Here is a 16,658-nt window from a genome sequence, read left to right as displayed (position 1 = left end):
TAATATTATATTTTCTAACTATTTTCTCTACATCCGAATTTTCATTAAATTCTAAAACCCACTTATTGGATTTTATAGCTCTCCTTGTAACTGTTGTATATGGAGTCCCGAAGAGAAGAAAATAAACGCCCAAATACCGATCACCGCCAAATTTGTATAGGCATTACTTTTCACCATCAGTTCATGGTCGGTATAAATGAGTCTCGTTAGTGTAAAATAAGTTTTGACCCTCTTCACAAGTTTGATCAAAACTTATGCTAGTTGGACTATATTTATTCCAAAACAGTAATAACTGATATGCTAAGATCCCATTGGAGTTATAAAACCAATAACCTGCTATGCAATCACTATGTAACACTAATGCAATCATTGGATTAAAATCTTAAAAAGGCTACATACCAGATGGAGTGCGATAAGTCATGATTTCCGTACCATTAGATTTTTTCACAATGTATTTTGTATTTCTAAGTATTAATGTATGACTTCCGAGTTTGCTATATGATACAAAGTCTCCATCTAGAGTTTGTTTACATACAACAAACATATGCCAGTTGCCGTCTGTTGGAAGTGAGATAATCACTTTTTTCCCAGACTTCAACTCGTTTTCTATAGTTTGGAAAAGGCTGTCCATCGGAAAGGTTGAATTCCGAGGCAAAACAAATTATTGAGAAAAAGTAATACCGTATAGTTGTTTATTGTCAAAATCACGAAAAGAGCCATCAGTTTTGTTCTTCCATTCGTTTTGTAAACCGTAAAAATCAAAATCCACTAATTTATAATACTTTAGAATCATTTCGACAGCAGATGGGATACAAGACATTTGAAAGAGTTGATTGTGGTTGTTTATGACAGTGTCAAAAAACTCAAAATTATCTTTTTCTTGTGTTTGAGCCTTCGAATGAAAAACAAAAGATGTGAATATTAACACAACTAAACTAAAGAGGACCTTTTTCATAATTTAAATTATTTTTGATTATAAAATAAGAAATGCTGGCATCTTCCCAAAATTAAGACAGAATATTGTACGTTATGATTTCTGTACCATTAGACTTTTTCACAATTTCTTTTGTATTTCTAAGTATCGTTGTATGGCTTCCATATTTGCTGTAAGAAACAAATTCACCATCCAAAGTTTGTTTATAGACGACAAAAATGGACCAACCTGTTTCCACCTGAAGCGCGATGATTACCTTTTTACCAGATTTCAATTCATTTTCTATCGTTTGAAAAAGACTATCCATAGGAAAACTTTCATCCCGCGGTAAATTAAATTTCCGGGAAAAAGTAACTCCGTATAATTCCTTTTTGTCAAATTCATGGAAAGAACCATCCGTTCTATTTTGCCATTTAATCTGCAAGTCATAAAAATTAAAATCCACCGCTTTACAATACTTTAGCACCATTTCGACGGCCGAGGGGATACCCGAAGCCTGGAATATTTGATTGTGGTTGTTTACAACGGTATCAAAAAAATCGTATTTGTTGTCTTTTTTTGTTTGTCCCTTCGCATCAAAAATAACCAATGTCAATATTAACACAACCAAACTAAAGAGAACCTTTTTCATAATTTAAATTATTTTTGATTAATTGAAATTTCCACCTAGAAGATAAATGAAGTTTGAGGTCGTTTATGAAAGAGACATAATCGTTCAGTACTTTCCTTATAACCAGATTAACCATGTTGAATCAAGATACAAATTAGATATGTAAATTAGCTGCTTAGTTATATAATAATTATATACAAAAAGATGAATCTTTTGAACGTTTAGGATATAACTATTATTGAATTTTTATATGTCAAAAGATTGCTTACACGCCGACTCAATAACCTCTGCCTATTTTATAAACGGTTTCCCATTTGACGATATTGAAACATATTCGTTCCAACGCGGAGGGAAATACAATGCGGTTATCCAAATGCTGAAACCAGAACGACATCATTTAAAAGAAAGAAGAAACCAAACGAGCTCAATGAAAACGAAGAAATTCAACTGATTCAATTGATGCCTTATTGCGTGTGACGCAATACTAATTTGATGATAATGCGCAGTCTCATTTTTGCTGCCAGAGAATATAAGTGCTTTTATTTCTTTTTAAGTTCTTCGATTTGTCCATTTGCGTAGTTTTTAGCTCGGTCGTCTCCGTATTTGATTGTCAGTTCGTAATATTTAATTGCATTTATTGCGTCGTCTTTTAGTTTATATGTTTGTGCAATGTTGCTCAAAACAATGTAGTCCTTTGGTTTTAGTTTCTCGGCTTTCAAAAGAGTGTCAAGAGCTTTGTCATACTGTTTTTGCAGCATAAAGACGATTGAAATATTTGATAAACTCTCTATATGTTCAGGGTAATATTTTAAAACGGCTTCGGCAATTCGTTTCATATTTTCAATCAAGCTGTCATTTTCAGTGTTGTAAATTTGAAGTTGATAATCTTGTATTGAACTAAGCATAAAATTTTGGGGGTCGTCAAGTGGGGTGTTGTCTGCCCATGTCCATTTGTTTTTGTTTACATCAGAATAGTCAATCGTATTGATAATTTCAGCTGTGAATTTTTCATAGTCTTCAATTTGTCCGAGCAAATAAATTTTACCAAAACGCATATCAAGTCTGTTCGGATGTTTTGCAAGCCCTTTGTCTATGTAGTCAAAACCCTTTTTTAAAATGTTTTGATCATAGTAAGTGTCACCATATATATAAGCAACAGGCTCTTTTTTAGAACTGTCTTGATCCATAATCTGAAGAACGTCAGTTCCCTTTGGGTTTTGTCCAAGAGTTACAACTTCTTTATTACTCTTTTTCACAAAATAGTTAAAATAAGCGATATAAAGTTCAGGGTCATTGCTGTCTGCTTTTTCCCATTTGTCTAAAAGCTGTTGTTGACTTAACGTGTCGTTTTTAGAAACAAGTTCGTTGAATTGTTGCTTAAATGTTTGTCCAGAAACTTGGCTAAATACCAAAGTCAAACCGAAAATTAAAAGTGTTGCGCTTTTCATCATTGTCGTCATTTTCGCATTTCTTAAAACGTTTGGGGGCTTGGCGCCATTGGCAGAAACTGAAGCGAAAATTTCAATTTAGCAACACAGTAAGCCAAAGCCAATTAATTGAATAAATTTAAGAAAAAAGTCAAAACAACTGGCTTCGCGGAATACAAAGCGAAACTTTAAATTTTGGCCTTACCCCAAGATTACCCAAAACTTCCTTCACATAAGAACTTCCCACCTTTCCTATTTATTCGACACCAAATTCCTCAAAAGAAATGATTTATATCTGATTATTATTTGCAGCATTCATATCAAATTTAAACTCAGTTACGTTTTTATGCCATGCAAACTGGCTATAGCAAGATATATGTTAGCCAGGTCGAGGTTTTTATTAACTCCAATGCCATAATAATAACAGCGGCCAACTTCGTAAATAGATTGTCTCTCACCAAGTAAGATAGCCTTAGAATAAAACAAGAAAGCTTTTTTCATATTCTTTTTTATGCCAAAACCATTCTCATAACAAACGGCTAAATCAAAACAGGCCAATTCATTGTTCTGAAGGGATGATTCAAATAACAGCTTAACGGCTACTTTATAATCTTTTTTGACGGTTTTCCCATATAGATACCATGTCGCTAAAGCATATTGCGCTTTACTGTTACCCTTGTCAATCGCTCTATTTAATAATTCAAGTGCATTTGAATCTCCTATATCAGTATTTTTGCTCGCTTCTTTGAGAGCTTGAAAATATAATTTATCTCCTCTCGCCATATTATATAAAATAACAAAATGCCCAATATTTTTTCTATCTAAACGTCATATCTATCCGAAATAATTGACTTCAAATAATTCGACAAATTGTATTGAGTAAAATCTCAAAAATCCGCACATCAATTACATATTTTCATTAAAATCAAGTCACATTCTTCTCCTAAACTATATTGGACTAACTTAACCAATTCAAATTTTTCTACTGAAATTTCCACTAAAGAAACCCATGAGCAAATCGAAAGCCAAATATGGTTGACGCCCCCCCTTCTATTTCAAAGAAAACAGTAAAGTTTGAGAAACCATACGCTTTAGTTTATCCTGTTGTGCAGTCGACTATCCTTTCGCAATTATAGTCAATTTGTGTCACCCTTTCAAATCCAAAACCTTCTAATAGCTTAATTAAATAATCTGTTCGAATTTCTTTTGAAATAGTAGTTGTAATCATTTCTCCATCCTCAAATATTTCAGTAAATCCGAAATCCGTTCGTGACGCATTTCCTGAGCCACCTTATGGTACGAATGGATTTAAAAATTGGATTGTTAAAGGTTATAAGATATAGATCGCTATACATATCCCCTGTTATTTAATGATGGGAATTTCATCTGATTTTGACTGATCAGAATCCTGTATCGAGGGACAATCCAAGTGTTGTCCATTATAATCCTTCTTTAAAAATATTAAAAACGAAAGTTCTATAAAATACTAAAAGTAAAGTGCCTAAAGAATCGTGCTTTACTTTTAGTATCAAGACCATTAATAACTAACAAGCTTTTGTAGTCCGCTGTTTAATAAGCGTTTCAAACGAACTATTAGCTATTTATCATTTTTTATTCCAAATAACCTATTGAGCAAGAAATGCGACAGCCCTCGCCAAAAAAGTATCATAATTTTGATAAAATGCAGCGTGCCCTGAATCTGAAAACTCTAAAAGAATAGAGTTTTCTAAATTTTGTTTCATATTATGGGCATTTTGAATAGAGATTGGAAGGTCCTGATCACCATGTACGATTAAAACAGGTTTTTTAATAGCCTTAATTTCATCAAGTGCTTCGAGATCTGGCTGTGCCCAGGTTAGTATAGCTCTAAACTGAGCAGATGTACTGGCATCGCTAAGCACTGGATCTCTATCAATTATCCGTTGATGAACTCTAGCATAAGACGATTTTCCAGACGCAATACTTGACTGTGAATCGGTAAATCCGAATTTTAAGTAGGAATCTTCAGGGCTAAGTCCGGCACTTCCAGCAATTATATTTGGAAGATTGGCAAGACCAATAGCTCCTTTAGGCCCACTATCAGCTAAAATTATTTTATTAACTAGTTCGGGATCCGTCAAAACAATTCTTTGAGCCACGAATCCGCCCATTGAAAATCCCATAATATTGACCTTCCCTAAATTCATTGCTCTGATAAAATCGATGGCATCGTTAGCCATTGCCTGGATAGTATTGGGGGTAGCTCCTTTGGAAGATGCCACTCCTTTATTATCAAATATGATCAATTTGTATTCTTTCGCTAGACCGTCGGTCACGACAGGATCCCAATCATCCATAGAACCACCTGTTCCAGGTAGTAATACTAGCGGAATTCCTCCGTCTTTACCCCAACTTCGGTAAGCGAAATCTGTTCCTTTCACATTGATAAAGCTGGTCTTAGCATTTTTGTGATTTACAATAGTTGTCTCCTGCCCTATTCGTAAATCATTATCGTTGCTACACGAAATTGATACTGCGGAAAAAAGGCTTAAACATAGGGCGCCTGCGATAGTAAATTTTCTGGTTGTCTTCATTTTATTATTGTTTTAATGATTCTGAAGCAAACTTAAAACGATCCTCAACGCAGTACATACCCAAAACAGTTGAAGCGGACAATATTGTAAGTGAATTAGTCAATTCCGCGACTCATATAGTTTGATAGAAAAGTACCTCTATGTTGATTACAGGACAATGCTTTCTATCAAAATCCTTCATAGCCGGTTCTTTTATCTGCCGATATCTTACTTTCAATCCGATTTATAAAAATGGAACTTCCTGTTCGAGCTTTAAAACTCCCAGCTCACCTGTGAATATGTCCACTTGAACCTATTCTCCGTTTAACACCCACACCGCCCCACATACATTTGTTGCAACAAAAGAAATCAGATTGTAAAATCTAAAACAAAAAAGAAATGAAGACAAAAATAACAACAATCCTTATGGTAGCGACATGCGCACTATGTATTCCTTCAATTACAAGTGCACAGCGCACCATAGCAAAAACGGAAAGTGTAAACTCAGAAACTGGTATCAGACCTTATAAAATCAATATTCCGCAGGATAAACTTGATGAACTGAAACGACGTATTTCGGAGACCCGGTTTCCAGATAGCGAAACGGTAAACGATGAATCACAGGGCATACAACTAGCCCAGTTAAAAGAACTGATCAATTATTGGGGAAATGGCTATGACTGGCATAAACTTGAAAACAAACTGAACGCGCTGCCACAGTTTGTCACCAAGATTGATGGACTTGACATACAGTTTATTCACGTGCGTTCAAAGGAAAAAGGTGCCTTACCCCTTATCCTTACACATGGATGGCCAGGATCACCCCTGGAATTTATTGATGCTATAGGCCCACTGACAGATCCCGTCAAATACGGTGGTAAAGCTGAAGATGCCTTTGATGTTATCATCCCCGCAATTCCAGGATATGGATTTTCCGAAATCCCTAAAGAACTTGGCTGGAACCCTGACCGTGTTGCCAAAGCCTGGGATATTTTGGTAAAACGCCTGGGCTACACAAAATATGTTTCTCAAGGTGGAGACCATGGGTCTGTAATCTCCGACGCGCTTGCCAGACAGGCTCCTTCGGGGCTATTGGGTATCCACCTAACCATGCCGGCCACAATCCCTGCAGACCTGGTAAAACCAATCAACGCCGGTGATCCCGCTCCGACAAGTCTTTCTCCAGAAGAAACAAAGGCTTATAATTCAATGCGCGCTTTCTTTGGCAGAAACGCAGCGTATGGCGGGATGATGGTGACTAGGCCACAAACTACAGGCTATTTGCTTTCTGATTCTCCAACTGCACTAGCAGCGTTTTTATACGAAAAGATCGCTGAGTGGTCAGAAAGTAACCTCCAGCCAGAAAAGGTAATTAGCCGCGATGCGATCCTTGACGATATAACTTTGTATTGGCTAACCAATACCGGAGCATCCTCGTCCCGCTTTTACTGGGAAAATAATAACAACAATTTCAGTTCCGAACATCAGCAAACAAAGCGCATAAAAATTCCTGTAGCTATTTCAGTATTTCCGCATGAAATATATCAAGCACCAGAAAGCTGGTCGAGAGCGGCTTATCCTTCTTTATACTATTATCATATCGCACCAAAAGGTGGGCACTTTGCGGCATGGGAACAGCCGGAGCTCTTCACCCAGGAAATGAGGAACGCTTTTAAAACGCTACGGGATCAACTGTGATGATTTTCCTTTATGTTCCAAACTGTCCATTTCAGGGCTTAGAACGTCTACTTCAAGCAGTTTACAGTGGCAGCGAGAGCATAATTCCGCTCTATTTGTACAAAGAATTTAAGTTTTAACAATTAAAAATATAGAAATGAACAGATTAGCAATTTTAGTAGTGACCGTTCTAATGATGTTCTGCTCACATTCAAAAGGACAGACCTTATCCGGTCAGGTGACATGGGAATGCACGCTTAAAAGGAAATCCCCCAAAGAAGGAGAAATCTGGATGAAGGCCAGGATCGCCCCTGGATGGCATATGTATGCACTGGGAAACAGCCCCCAAAGCCCGATCAAGATGAATTTTAAATTCGAGCCTGACAGATCTTACCAATTGGTGGGAAATGTGAGCCAGCCCAGCCCACTGTTGAAGTTTGATAAACTTCTGGGCATGCCAGTTACCTATTTTGAAAATGAGGTCGAGTTCGGTCAGAAGATCAGATTAAAGGGCAAAAATGGAACAATCCGGGGAACCATTCAGTTTATGCAGTGCAGCGATCAGGTATGTGTTCCGCCACAGGATTTCGGCTTCTCCCTAAAAATCTTCAACTAACAACAAACTATAAACAGCTTAAAAATTTAGATCATGAAATCAATAAAAGAAATACTATACGTTTTGAGCCTGCCTTTGATCATTGCCCTGATCATGGCCTTCAAGGGTATCAATGATGATAAAAAACTGCAAAAGATCAAAAGCAGCAACTCAGACAAAAGCTTCGCCGTGGTCGAGCTCTTTACTTCAGAAGGTTGCTGGAGTTGCCCTTCCGCAGATGAGCTTATTGCAAAACTTGAGAAGGATAATCTGAATAAAAAACTTTATATCATGGCCTTTCATGTCGATTACTGGGATCATCAGGGATGGAAAGATCGCTTCAGCAAAAGCAGTTTTACCGAAAGACAGAAACAGTACGCCACATGGATGAATGTAAGTACCTTATATACCCCCCAGATGGTCATCAATGGCAAACAGGAAATGGTCGGATCGGAAACAGGCAAAGTCATCAGCGGCATCCAGTCCGCGATGCTAGAACAACATACTGAAACCCTTGCTTTAAAAGTATTGAAAGCCGAAGGTAAAAATATCCAGATCGCTTATGTATCATCCTCTAGCTCCAAAAATTCGGACATCCTGGTCGCTCTTGTCCAAAAACACGCTTCCTCTCAGGTATCTGCGGGAGAGAACGCCGGAAAAGCCCTCTCCCATGTGCAGGTTGTACGCGAGCTAAAGAGCATGGGCACTAAAGCCCAGGACAGTTTTTCTTTTAAACTTCCGGAAACCGGTCATGCATGGGAAATCATCGCTTTCGAGCAGGACAAGAAATCCGGAGGAATACTAGCTGCCACAAGCATAAACCTTTAGGAAATAGATTGTCCACTTCGGGGATCCAAAAGAAGAATTCAACCTTCAATATGTCCGGTCCAACTGTTTTGAGCTTCCCTAGGGTAGTACTTTACCTTAATTTTAACATAACAAAAGAGCAAAGATCATGAAACTCCTAATGCGAATCCAACTGATACCCACCATATCCATCTGCATTGTGGTCGGTCTTATCGTCCTTCAATTTTTCAATAGAACCATTGAACAAAAAGCCGTAACCGGACATATCAGAAATGTGCCTAAACAGGTCCAGCTTATCCTAGAACGTTCCTGTTTCAACTGCCATTCCAATGAGCAGCGGCTATCGTTCTTTGATAAAATTGCCCCGGTATCGTGGATCGTGAACAGGGATATTGACCGTGCACGGGAAGTGATGAATTTTTCCGAGTGGGATAAGCTCTCCGATGCGGAACAGAAAGGTAAATTTTATGCCATTTACAATATGGTAAACGCGGGTAAGATGCCCCTGCCTTCCTATGCGCTCACACATCCGGACTCAAAACTATCTGCTGTTGAAGTAGCGACCATAAAACAATATGCCCTTTCGCTATCCGCAAAAGATGGTTTGCTACCTGCAAATCAGGGTATTGCGAACGTACTAAAAATAACAGCTGCCCTTGCCCCGGTATCACCGAACGGAATCCCGTACAATGCCGATTTTAAGAACTGGAAAGTGATCGGGATGAGCACGCTTATCGACAATACAATACGCGTTATTTACGGAAATGACATCGCAGTCCGCGCTATCGAAAAGGAAAACTTCCACCCCTGGCCCGATGGCAGTGCAGTGGCCAAGGCGGTTTTTAAACAGACCCGAAAATCCAATGGAGATATCGTGCCCGGAGATTTCGTGAACATGCAGTACATGGTAAAAGACGGAAAAACATATAAGGAAACCGAAGGCTGGGGTTTTGCGAAATTCAATGGTCAAGATTTAAAACCTACCGGAAGGACTGCACTGTTTGCTCAACAGTCCTGTATCAGCTGTCATAGGCAGCTCGCAGAATCGACGGGTTACCTGTTCAATGTTCCGCCGAAAGTGAACTCCAAAAGAATGATGCAGCAATACTTAAAAACTGTCCAAAAATGAAAAAGATCTTATCCGTACTATTTATATGTAGTTTAATCTTCGGCTCATGCAGCAAGAACATATCAGATAAAGAGAATGGAAAAATACGGTTCATGTTTGAATCCGGCGAACTGAAATTTATCTCATCATCCTTTAATACGGACAGGCAGACGATGTCGGCATTATACGGCAATAAGGAAGCCCTGTCCCTCCTGGAAGGAGCCCGACATAGTCACGACCGCGTTTCCCTCAAACTTGTTACCTATAAAATGCTGGAAGATCCGCAATATTTTGGAAGTAAAGTAAACGGTGAACTCTTGCGTGTAGAGACGGTAAAAGCCGGCGGCGATGGCAAACTGGACTATACCACAGAATATGGTGAAATACCCTCCGGGGAATCCAGAGGGCAGCGTATTGCCGACATAATGGACACTGATCCCGTAAATTTTCCACTATGATAGCTTCAACTCAATAATTTAAAATCGACAAAAAACAGATCCAATGAATACAATAGCAAATTTTGGCAAAAAGGTGATTTTCACCCTCTCGTTATCCCTGCTTGTCACAGCAGGTGCATCATTAGTCCACGCCCAACAGCTTTCTCAGGATAAACATGTACAGGCTGACAACACCGTAGACTCCGCATTTCAGCATACAAAAAAAATAAAGGCAGGACTGCTTGATATAGGCTACGCAGAGGTCGGTCCAAAAACCGGGAAGCCCGTTATACTGCTCCATGGATGGCCATACGATATTCACAGTTTTGAAAAATCCGCTGAATTACTTGCAGCAAAAGGATACTGGGTACTTGTGCCCTATCTCCGGGGTTATGGAACAACAACCTTTATTTCGCCAAAGACTGTACGTAACGGACAGCAGTCCGCTGTGGCGCTCGATATCATCGTCTTCATGGATGCCCTGAAAATAGATAAAGCTGTTATTGGAGGCTTTGACTGGGGTGCCAGGACTGCCGATATCATGGCTGCCCTCTGGCCGGAGCGTGTTTCTGCGCTGGTAGCTGTAAGCGGGTATCTGATCGGAAGCCCCAAAGCAAATGAAATCCCACTTCCACCGGCTGCTGAATTCTTGTGGTGGTACCAGTACTATTTCTCAACGGAGCGGGGTTACAAAGGTTACAAAGCACATACAGCGGCTTTTAACAAACTGATTTGGAAAACAGCCTCCCCGAAATGTTCTTTTGATGAAGAAACCTATCAGCGCTCGGCCAAATCGTTTGAAAATCCTGACCATGTTGCTATCGTGATCCATAATTATCGCTGGCGGTTGGGGCTGGCTCCCGGAGAGAAACAGTACGACGAACTTGAAACAAAGCTCGCCAAATCACCGGATATCACCGTACCGACCGTGACGCTGGAAGGTGATGCCAACGGTGCGGCGTTTCCACTCCCTGAAAACTATGCTTCCAAATATAAAGGAAAGTACAAACACCATAACCTGACGGGTGGGATCGGACACAACCTACCACAGGAAGCTCCCAAAGAATTTGCGGATGCCATTATTGAGGCCGACTCGCTCTCTAAATAATAAAGAAATTAATCACAAAAAATATTATGAAAAATTCAACATACAAAAAGATTTATTTTACAGGAAGTATCCTGATATCAATATGGTTTGGGCTCAGCGGCTTTTTTGAACTGACACATAACCCTGCAGTATGGGACATCACAAAAAAATTAGGCTATCCAGCGCATTTTATATACATTCTCGGTGTATTCAAAATTTTAGGTGTTACCATATTACTGATCCCGAATAGATTTAAAAGGCTTAAGGAATGGGTTTTCGCAGGTATGTATTTTGACATTATTTTTGCGTTCTTCTCAAAAATTGCTGTTCTTGGACCTTCTTCCGTAATCGATACATGCGTTGCCATTACTATACTTTCAGTTACCTATTTTTCATTTAATAGGATAAATCATGTCATTTATACAGCAAAAGATCTAAATACTTAAATTACAAGTATCAGGTACTTAGATATAAAACATTTTTCGCTAATTTGCTGGCATTTCAAACAGCCCGAAATACCAGCAAATTATATAAAACATTATCAGCTTAACAACGGTGAGCAAAGTATGAAGACACCTTTCTATATTTCCCATAAACTAATCTGGATCAGTTCAATATCATTGGGTATACTAACATCTATCCCAAAGATTGTGGACCATAATTTTATTCTTTCTGAGGGTATTGCCGACTTTGGTGTAACCACGGGTTTTGCTCTTTTGATCTGGTACTACAATATCTATTCGATACCAGCCTATACAAAGAAAACGGGCAGCAAAAATGTGATATCACCTCAACTTTTCAGAGGTTTAGGAGTTGGTTTGGTATTGATGTTCCTACTTTCCTCAATACAGTATTACATCCTTTCACATCTCAATTTTGGACCTAAAATGCTGATGTATGAGGTCAGAGGTGTACTCATCAACCTGACTTTCTATATGTTTATACATCTTCTATACCAGACTTATCTCAACCAGCAGGTGGTGCGGGAACTTGAGCGTTCGATGTCCGCGAATCTCGCAGCACAGTATGAGCTTTTAAAACAGCAGGTAAATCCACATTTTCTGTTCAACAGTCTCAACACGTTAAAATACATGGTGGAAAGCAATGATACTCAGTCAGCGGAATTTATCATCAAGCTTGCTGATTTTTACAGGTTTACTTTGGGCAGCCTCAAACTGAACCTACTTCCACTCGGAGAGGAGCTACAGATTATGGACTCCTATATTTACCTATTAAAAGCACGTTTTGAGGAAGGTTTAGTTGTTTCAATGAATCTAGGACGTGAAATTTATGGAAGTTTTATTCCTCCTTTTACATTGCAGCTCTTGGTAGAGAACTGCATTAAACATAATATAGTTTCACTTGAGAAACCCCTACATATATCCATTGGGCAGGAAGGTGATTACCTTATTGTCAGCAATAATATACAGCCCAGGAAAATATCGGAACCTTCTACCGGTTTAGGACTTGAAAATATCAACCAGCGTTATCTTCATCTATCCGAAAAGGAGATCATTATCATAATGGATACTGAAACATTTACTATAAAACTTCCCATTATATATGAACATACTAATAATTGAGGACGAGATTAAAGCTGCCCGTTCCCTCGAGAACCTGATATTGAAACTTCGTCCAGAGTCTAAGATCATGGCAAAGATCCAGAGCGTTGAAGGAGCTATAGATTACCTCTCTGACAGCGCCAGCCCGGATCTTATCTTTATGGATATACAACTTTCTGACGGAATCAGTTTTGATATATTCAAGACGGTAAAGGTTGTATGTCCTGTCATCTTTTGCACAGCATTTGGTGAATACGCAATGGAGGCTATAAAAGAGAACGGAATTGATTATCTACTTAAACCCTTCTCAGAAACAGACCTAAAAAACGCTTTTGAAAAGGTAGATAATTTCAAGAATTTCTTTCAGAAAACCACCGAAAATCATCTTGTTGAACTGATCCAGAAGATCAGTGGCGAAGACAATAAAAAGAAGAGCTTTCTCGTGTTCAAAAACAATAAGTACATGACGGTGAAGACAGAAGATATTGCTTTTATCTATATTAACTACACCTCTCCGACCATGGTGACTTTTAAGGGTGAGCATTTTGATCTCAGTCAATCCCTGGATCAGCTGGCTACCCAATTATCTGGCAAAGATTTTTTTCGGCTGAACAGACAGTATTTAATCAGTTTTTCGGCCGTTAAAGAGGTTGAACATTATTTCGCCAGGAAGCTATATGTCAAATTGACTGTCCCCACAGACGATAAGCTGCTTATAGGCAAAGAAAAGACCGCCCAGTTCCTCAGTTGGCTGGAAGATCGTTAAGAGACAAATGATTTGAATAAAAAATGGAAGGCTAAGCCTTCCGTTTTTTTATTATTATCCTATTTAAAAAAAAGACATGGAAAGCACACTTAAGCTATTTTGAGCTATTATCATCAAAAATTTTATAAGTCCTTTGCATCATCAAACAACGCAAAAAGACAATACGCCCCACTCATTTGGCCTAAGAGCTTTTTCTTAGTCTGTTATTAATTACATGTTTAATTATCCCCGTGCCAATTACAGTAGTCCCTTCTCTAAATTCAAATTTCATTTTTTCCGTCAGCTGGTTCGAGAAATAATCAACAGAAGAAATTTTTATTACAGCTTCAACAGTGTCACCAGGGAAAACAAGACTCCTATCAATAAACATTTGTTGTCCAGAAGCGTGCATTTCATCAAAGTCAAATTTTATCTGTGGGCGATAACCAGTTTTGGCTGCAGTTTTTCGTCCACCTTGTTCCGTTGTCTTGTAAGTTAATATAGCAATGAAGTCAGCACTTGAATTGTCCAATTCCATTCTATTGTTATAAAAATACTCCCAAGCGAAACTCCCGATTTCTCCACCAGTCAATTCCCTTCCATTTTCATCTTCAATTTTATAATTTTCTTGTCGCTCGCCAATTTGACCTTCTCCATCAAGACCCAATAAAGTTGAATAAAAGGCATCTCTCAAAACTACATTCAATATTTGTCTTATTTTTTCAGTTTTCTCTTCGTCAAGTTTTAGGTCTGCAATTAGTTTAGAAACCTCAGACTTGCTGTTGGAATTTAAATATAAGTCAACGTTCGCCACCGCTTTCTCCTTGAAATGAAGCATCTGGAACCAATACGATAAACCCTGCATCTGCGAGAGCCTGTCCGTATACATTACCCAAAGTCTGCTCTTTACAGCTTCCTATAGAATGGGTACTGAAAATGGTTGGATATTTTTTATTTTCATCAAACCCTTCAGGGAAATTAATAATAGCCGATAAGGTAATTCCTTGTCCGTTTCCGTTATTGATACTGATCTTTTGTTGTGACATGATATTTTCTTTTTTAAATTAAACGTCTTGTTATTTTGATAAGACAAAGTTAAATACAGCTTCCTACTTGGAACGTAGACAGATTACTCGAAAACGGACACATTTTACTGATTTGTAATTAGAGCAAAAAAAAAGCAACCTTGTTAGGTTGCTCTGAATTATATTAACAATTACATTTCCCTAAATACTTTTGGGGATAAACCTGTTTTCTTACGGAAAAATCGTGCAAAATAATTAGGGTAATCAAAACCCAAACTATACGAAATTTCACTGATAGATAGTGAAGTGTTTTTAAGTTTGTCTTTTGCCTGGTTTAGAACAAAATTATGGATATGTTCGATCGGTGATTCTCCCGTAAAATGCTTGATCAAATCTCCAAAATAGTTGGGTGAAAGATTGGCTTTCTGGCAAAATATGCAACAGAAGGGAGACCTGCAATTCCATCACTGTTCGCAAAATACTGCTTTAGATTTTTATAAAAATTATCAATCACAGAATTATATTCCCTACCCCCTTAAATCAAATTGTCTGTCATAAAACACTTGTGTGTCCAACGGAGGCTTTATAGCGAGCAAATAAAAATCTATGGTAACAGAATCGGATTGCAGTCGTAAGTTATCCTCATGTTCATAATTAATAATAAGGAGATCCTCATTCTTAGGCTTGGTAACATTAAGATAGAATGCAAACTCTTTTATATTAAATATTTTATTCATCATTACAATGTAGTATTTGTGCTCCTACAAAAATAGCTTCTTTATCAGCTAAAATAATGATACATTTCCAGGTAAAACAGATACATTTTACTGATTCAACTATTATTACAGAATCTACAACTTATTTGACTTTAAATATAGGTCGGTGTAATCTGCATATATAATTAAGCAATCTAAAGGTATCCAACTTAAATAAAACGACATACACATTAAAAATAATCAGCTTTTAATACGTTAATAGCAGGCATCACATTCCAGAGATTTTGTTACAACTTACCTGAATTGGGATATTTAAAGTTAAATCATTCTCCTCTGAACTTTAACCGGTAATTTGTAGGTGATTGCTTATATCTTTCGTGAAAACTTTTGGTAAAATTTGCCAGGTCGTTAAATCCACAATCAAATGCTATGTTCGTAATGCGTGTACTGGAAGCGATGAGGAGTTCTGCCGCTCTCTCGAGCTTCTTAGTTTTAATATAACTGGCTGGTGAATCATTATACAATTTTTTAAATTCCCGTTTAAAAGAAGATATGCTCAGATTTGTTTTCTGCGCAAGCTCTCCAATACCCAATTGTAGAAATAAATTGGCTTCAATAATCTGTTTGAAGGAATAGGCTGTTGAAGAGAAAAGCTGTGAAAGAATAACCTGGATATGTTCTGCATCTTTAGTCTGCGCTAGTAAAAGGATAATTTCCTTCAATTTCAATACCAAAAGTTCATCGTTTACCAAAGACGGGTTTTCAAAGTAAAAAAGTAAGCCCTCAATATATTTTTGAATTAGAAAATCGTTATTGATTAAATGGCTGTTTTTATTAGTTACCTGGCCGTCGGACTTAAAACCCGGAGGAATCTCCCGATCATATACCATTTTCAGTATGTCTGGATGAAAGCTAACGATAATAATCTCACCTTCCCTTTCCATCCCTGATTGTTGTATCTGCTTGCCGGAGGCCAGGCAATTCAACAATAGAGAACGATGTGCCTCTATCTTCTGTTTAGTATCTCCATTTTGAAATCCTAGCTGTCCCTTTAGCATATAAAGAAAACATGCCTGTTCTGCAATAGGAAAAACAAATTTAAAGGGTGAATTAAAATCTACCTTCTGAATAACGGTTTTCCCAAATAGATCAAATTTTTTATAGCTTGTAACCATTCAAAATAACGATTATATTAACCAAAATGTTGCCAACATTATTACCAGCGAAACGAGCTGTATACGAGATAATCCTGATGTATCTTTCTGATCAGTGCTAAAAAAACATCCTCGTCTTTAGATAATACATCCATAAAACAAATTCGCCTGATTTTATGGATGTAAAGTAGTTAAAATTTGCTATCAATCTAAATATTCGTA

At 37.8% G+C, this 16,658-nt stretch carries 19 protein-coding genes; 9 read left to right on the top strand and 10 right to left on the bottom strand.

Annotated elements, in window-relative coordinates:
- Positions 1 to 72: 72 nt before the first annotated feature.
- The 6 genes from OK025_RS20290 to OK025_RS20265 all read right to left on the bottom strand — a co-directional run bounded on the left by OK025_RS20290 (position 73) and on the right by OK025_RS20265 (position 5,544).
- On the bottom strand, positions 73 to 237 hold the full coding sequence (locus tag OK025_RS20290; protein WP_317666548.1) for a hypothetical protein: 165 nt from the start codon (positions 235 to 237) through the stop codon (positions 73 to 75).
- Positions 238 to 661: 424 nt separating this feature from the next.
- The gene (locus OK025_RS20285; RefSeq protein WP_317666547.1) at positions 662 to 955 is read right to left on the bottom strand and encodes a hypothetical protein; all 294 of its coding nucleotides are present in this window, start codon (positions 953 to 955) and stop codon (positions 662 to 664) included.
- Positions 956 to 1,007: 52 nt separating this feature from the next.
- Complete coding sequence (locus tag OK025_RS20280) at positions 1,008 to 1,565, bottom strand: hypothetical protein (RefSeq protein WP_317666546.1); 558 nt, start codon at positions 1,563 to 1,565, stop codon at positions 1,008 to 1,010.
- Between the two features lie 518 nt (positions 1,566 to 2,083).
- Positions 2,084 to 2,995, bottom strand: a complete 912-nt coding sequence (locus OK025_RS20275) for a hypothetical protein (RefSeq protein ID WP_317666545.1) — start codon at positions 2,993 to 2,995, stop codon at positions 2,084 to 2,086.
- A gap of 312 nt (positions 2,996 to 3,307) precedes the next feature.
- Complete coding sequence (locus tag OK025_RS20270) at positions 3,308 to 3,754, bottom strand: tetratricopeptide repeat protein (protein ID WP_317666544.1); 447 nt, start codon at positions 3,752 to 3,754, stop codon at positions 3,308 to 3,310.
- Between the two features lie 842 nt (positions 3,755 to 4,596).
- A complete protein-coding gene (locus OK025_RS20265) occupies positions 4,597 to 5,544 on the bottom strand; it encodes an alpha/beta hydrolase (RefSeq protein ID WP_317666543.1) in 948 nt (315 codons plus the stop codon).
- A gap of 378 nt (positions 5,545 to 5,922) precedes the next feature.
- Between OK025_RS20265 and OK025_RS20260 the strand changes: the two genes are divergently transcribed.
- The 9 genes from OK025_RS20260 (at position 5,923) to OK025_RS20220 (ending at position 13,562) form a co-directional block, all read left to right on the top strand.
- Complete coding sequence (locus OK025_RS20260; protein ID WP_317666542.1) at positions 5,923 to 7,221, top strand: epoxide hydrolase; 1,299 nt, start codon at positions 5,923 to 5,925, stop codon at positions 7,219 to 7,221.
- A gap of 136 nt (positions 7,222 to 7,357) precedes the next feature.
- Positions 7,358 to 7,816: a protein-disulfide reductase DsbD N-terminal domain-containing protein gene (locus OK025_RS20255; protein ID WP_317666540.1), complete on the top strand. Its 459-nt coding sequence runs from the start codon at positions 7,358 to 7,360 to the stop codon at positions 7,814 to 7,816.
- A gap of 33 nt (positions 7,817 to 7,849) precedes the next feature.
- Positions 7,850 to 8,623, top strand: coding sequence for a DUF1223 domain-containing protein (locus OK025_RS20250; protein WP_317666538.1), 774 nt, complete (start codon positions 7,850 to 7,852; stop codon positions 8,621 to 8,623).
- Between the two features lie 127 nt (positions 8,624 to 8,750).
- A complete protein-coding gene (locus tag OK025_RS20245) occupies positions 8,751 to 9,731 on the top strand; it encodes a heme-binding domain-containing protein (protein WP_317666536.1) in 981 nt (326 codons plus the stop codon).
- Positions 9,728 to 10,168 (top strand): hypothetical protein, encoded by a 441-nt coding sequence (locus OK025_RS20240; RefSeq protein WP_317666534.1) that lies wholly within the window; start codon positions 9,728 to 9,730, stop codon positions 10,166 to 10,168. Before OK025_RS20245 ends, OK025_RS20240 begins: the two co-directional genes overlap by 4 nt.
- Before the next feature lie 43 nt (positions 10,169 to 10,211).
- Positions 10,212 to 11,255 (top strand): alpha/beta hydrolase, encoded by a 1,044-nt coding sequence (locus OK025_RS20235; protein WP_317666532.1) that lies wholly within the window; start codon positions 10,212 to 10,214, stop codon positions 11,253 to 11,255.
- 26 nt (positions 11,256 to 11,281) lie between these two features.
- Positions 11,282 to 11,680 (top strand): DoxX family protein, encoded by a 399-nt coding sequence (locus tag OK025_RS20230; protein WP_286849870.1) that lies wholly within the window; start codon positions 11,282 to 11,284, stop codon positions 11,678 to 11,680.
- Between the two features lie 120 nt (positions 11,681 to 11,800).
- Positions 11,801 to 12,817, top strand: a complete 1,017-nt coding sequence (locus tag OK025_RS20225) for a sensor histidine kinase (protein WP_317666528.1) — start codon at positions 11,801 to 11,803, stop codon at positions 12,815 to 12,817.
- On the top strand, positions 12,798 to 13,562 hold the full coding sequence (locus tag OK025_RS20220) for a LytTR family DNA-binding domain-containing protein (RefSeq protein WP_317666526.1): 765 nt from the start codon (positions 12,798 to 12,800) through the stop codon (positions 13,560 to 13,562). Before OK025_RS20225 ends, OK025_RS20220 begins: the two co-directional genes overlap by 20 nt.
- A 181-nt stretch (positions 13,563 to 13,743) precedes the next feature.
- On the opposite strand, the gene OK025_RS20215 is transcribed toward OK025_RS20220, so the two are convergent.
- The 4 genes from OK025_RS20215 to OK025_RS20205 form a co-directional block, all read right to left on the bottom strand.
- Positions 13,744 to 14,379, bottom strand: a complete 636-nt coding sequence (locus OK025_RS20215; RefSeq protein WP_317666524.1) for a hypothetical protein — start codon at positions 14,377 to 14,379, stop codon at positions 13,744 to 13,746.
- Complete coding sequence (locus OK025_RS20210; RefSeq protein WP_317666522.1) at positions 14,342 to 14,587, bottom strand: alpha/beta hydrolase; 246 nt, start codon at positions 14,585 to 14,587, stop codon at positions 14,342 to 14,344. The genes OK025_RS20215 and OK025_RS20210 overlap by 38 nt, the downstream gene beginning before the upstream one ends.
- 170 nt (positions 14,588 to 14,757) lie before the next feature.
- On the bottom strand, positions 14,758 to 15,003 hold the full coding sequence (locus tag OK025_RS26840; protein WP_411567708.1) for a helix-turn-helix domain-containing protein: 246 nt from the start codon (positions 15,001 to 15,003) through the stop codon (positions 14,758 to 14,760).
- A gap of 602 nt (positions 15,004 to 15,605) precedes the next feature.
- On the bottom strand, positions 15,606 to 16,457 hold the full coding sequence (locus OK025_RS20205) for an AraC family transcriptional regulator (protein ID WP_317666520.1): 852 nt from the start codon (positions 16,455 to 16,457) through the stop codon (positions 15,606 to 15,608).
- Positions 16,458 to 16,658: the final 201 nt, after the last annotated feature.

The organism is Sphingobacterium sp. UGAL515B_05 (assembly GCF_033097525.1).
In the GTDB taxonomy this organism is placed as follows: Bacteria; Bacteroidota; Bacteroidia; order Sphingobacteriales; family Sphingobacteriaceae; genus Sphingobacterium.
This window is presented reverse-complemented; position numbering and strand designations above follow the sequence as displayed.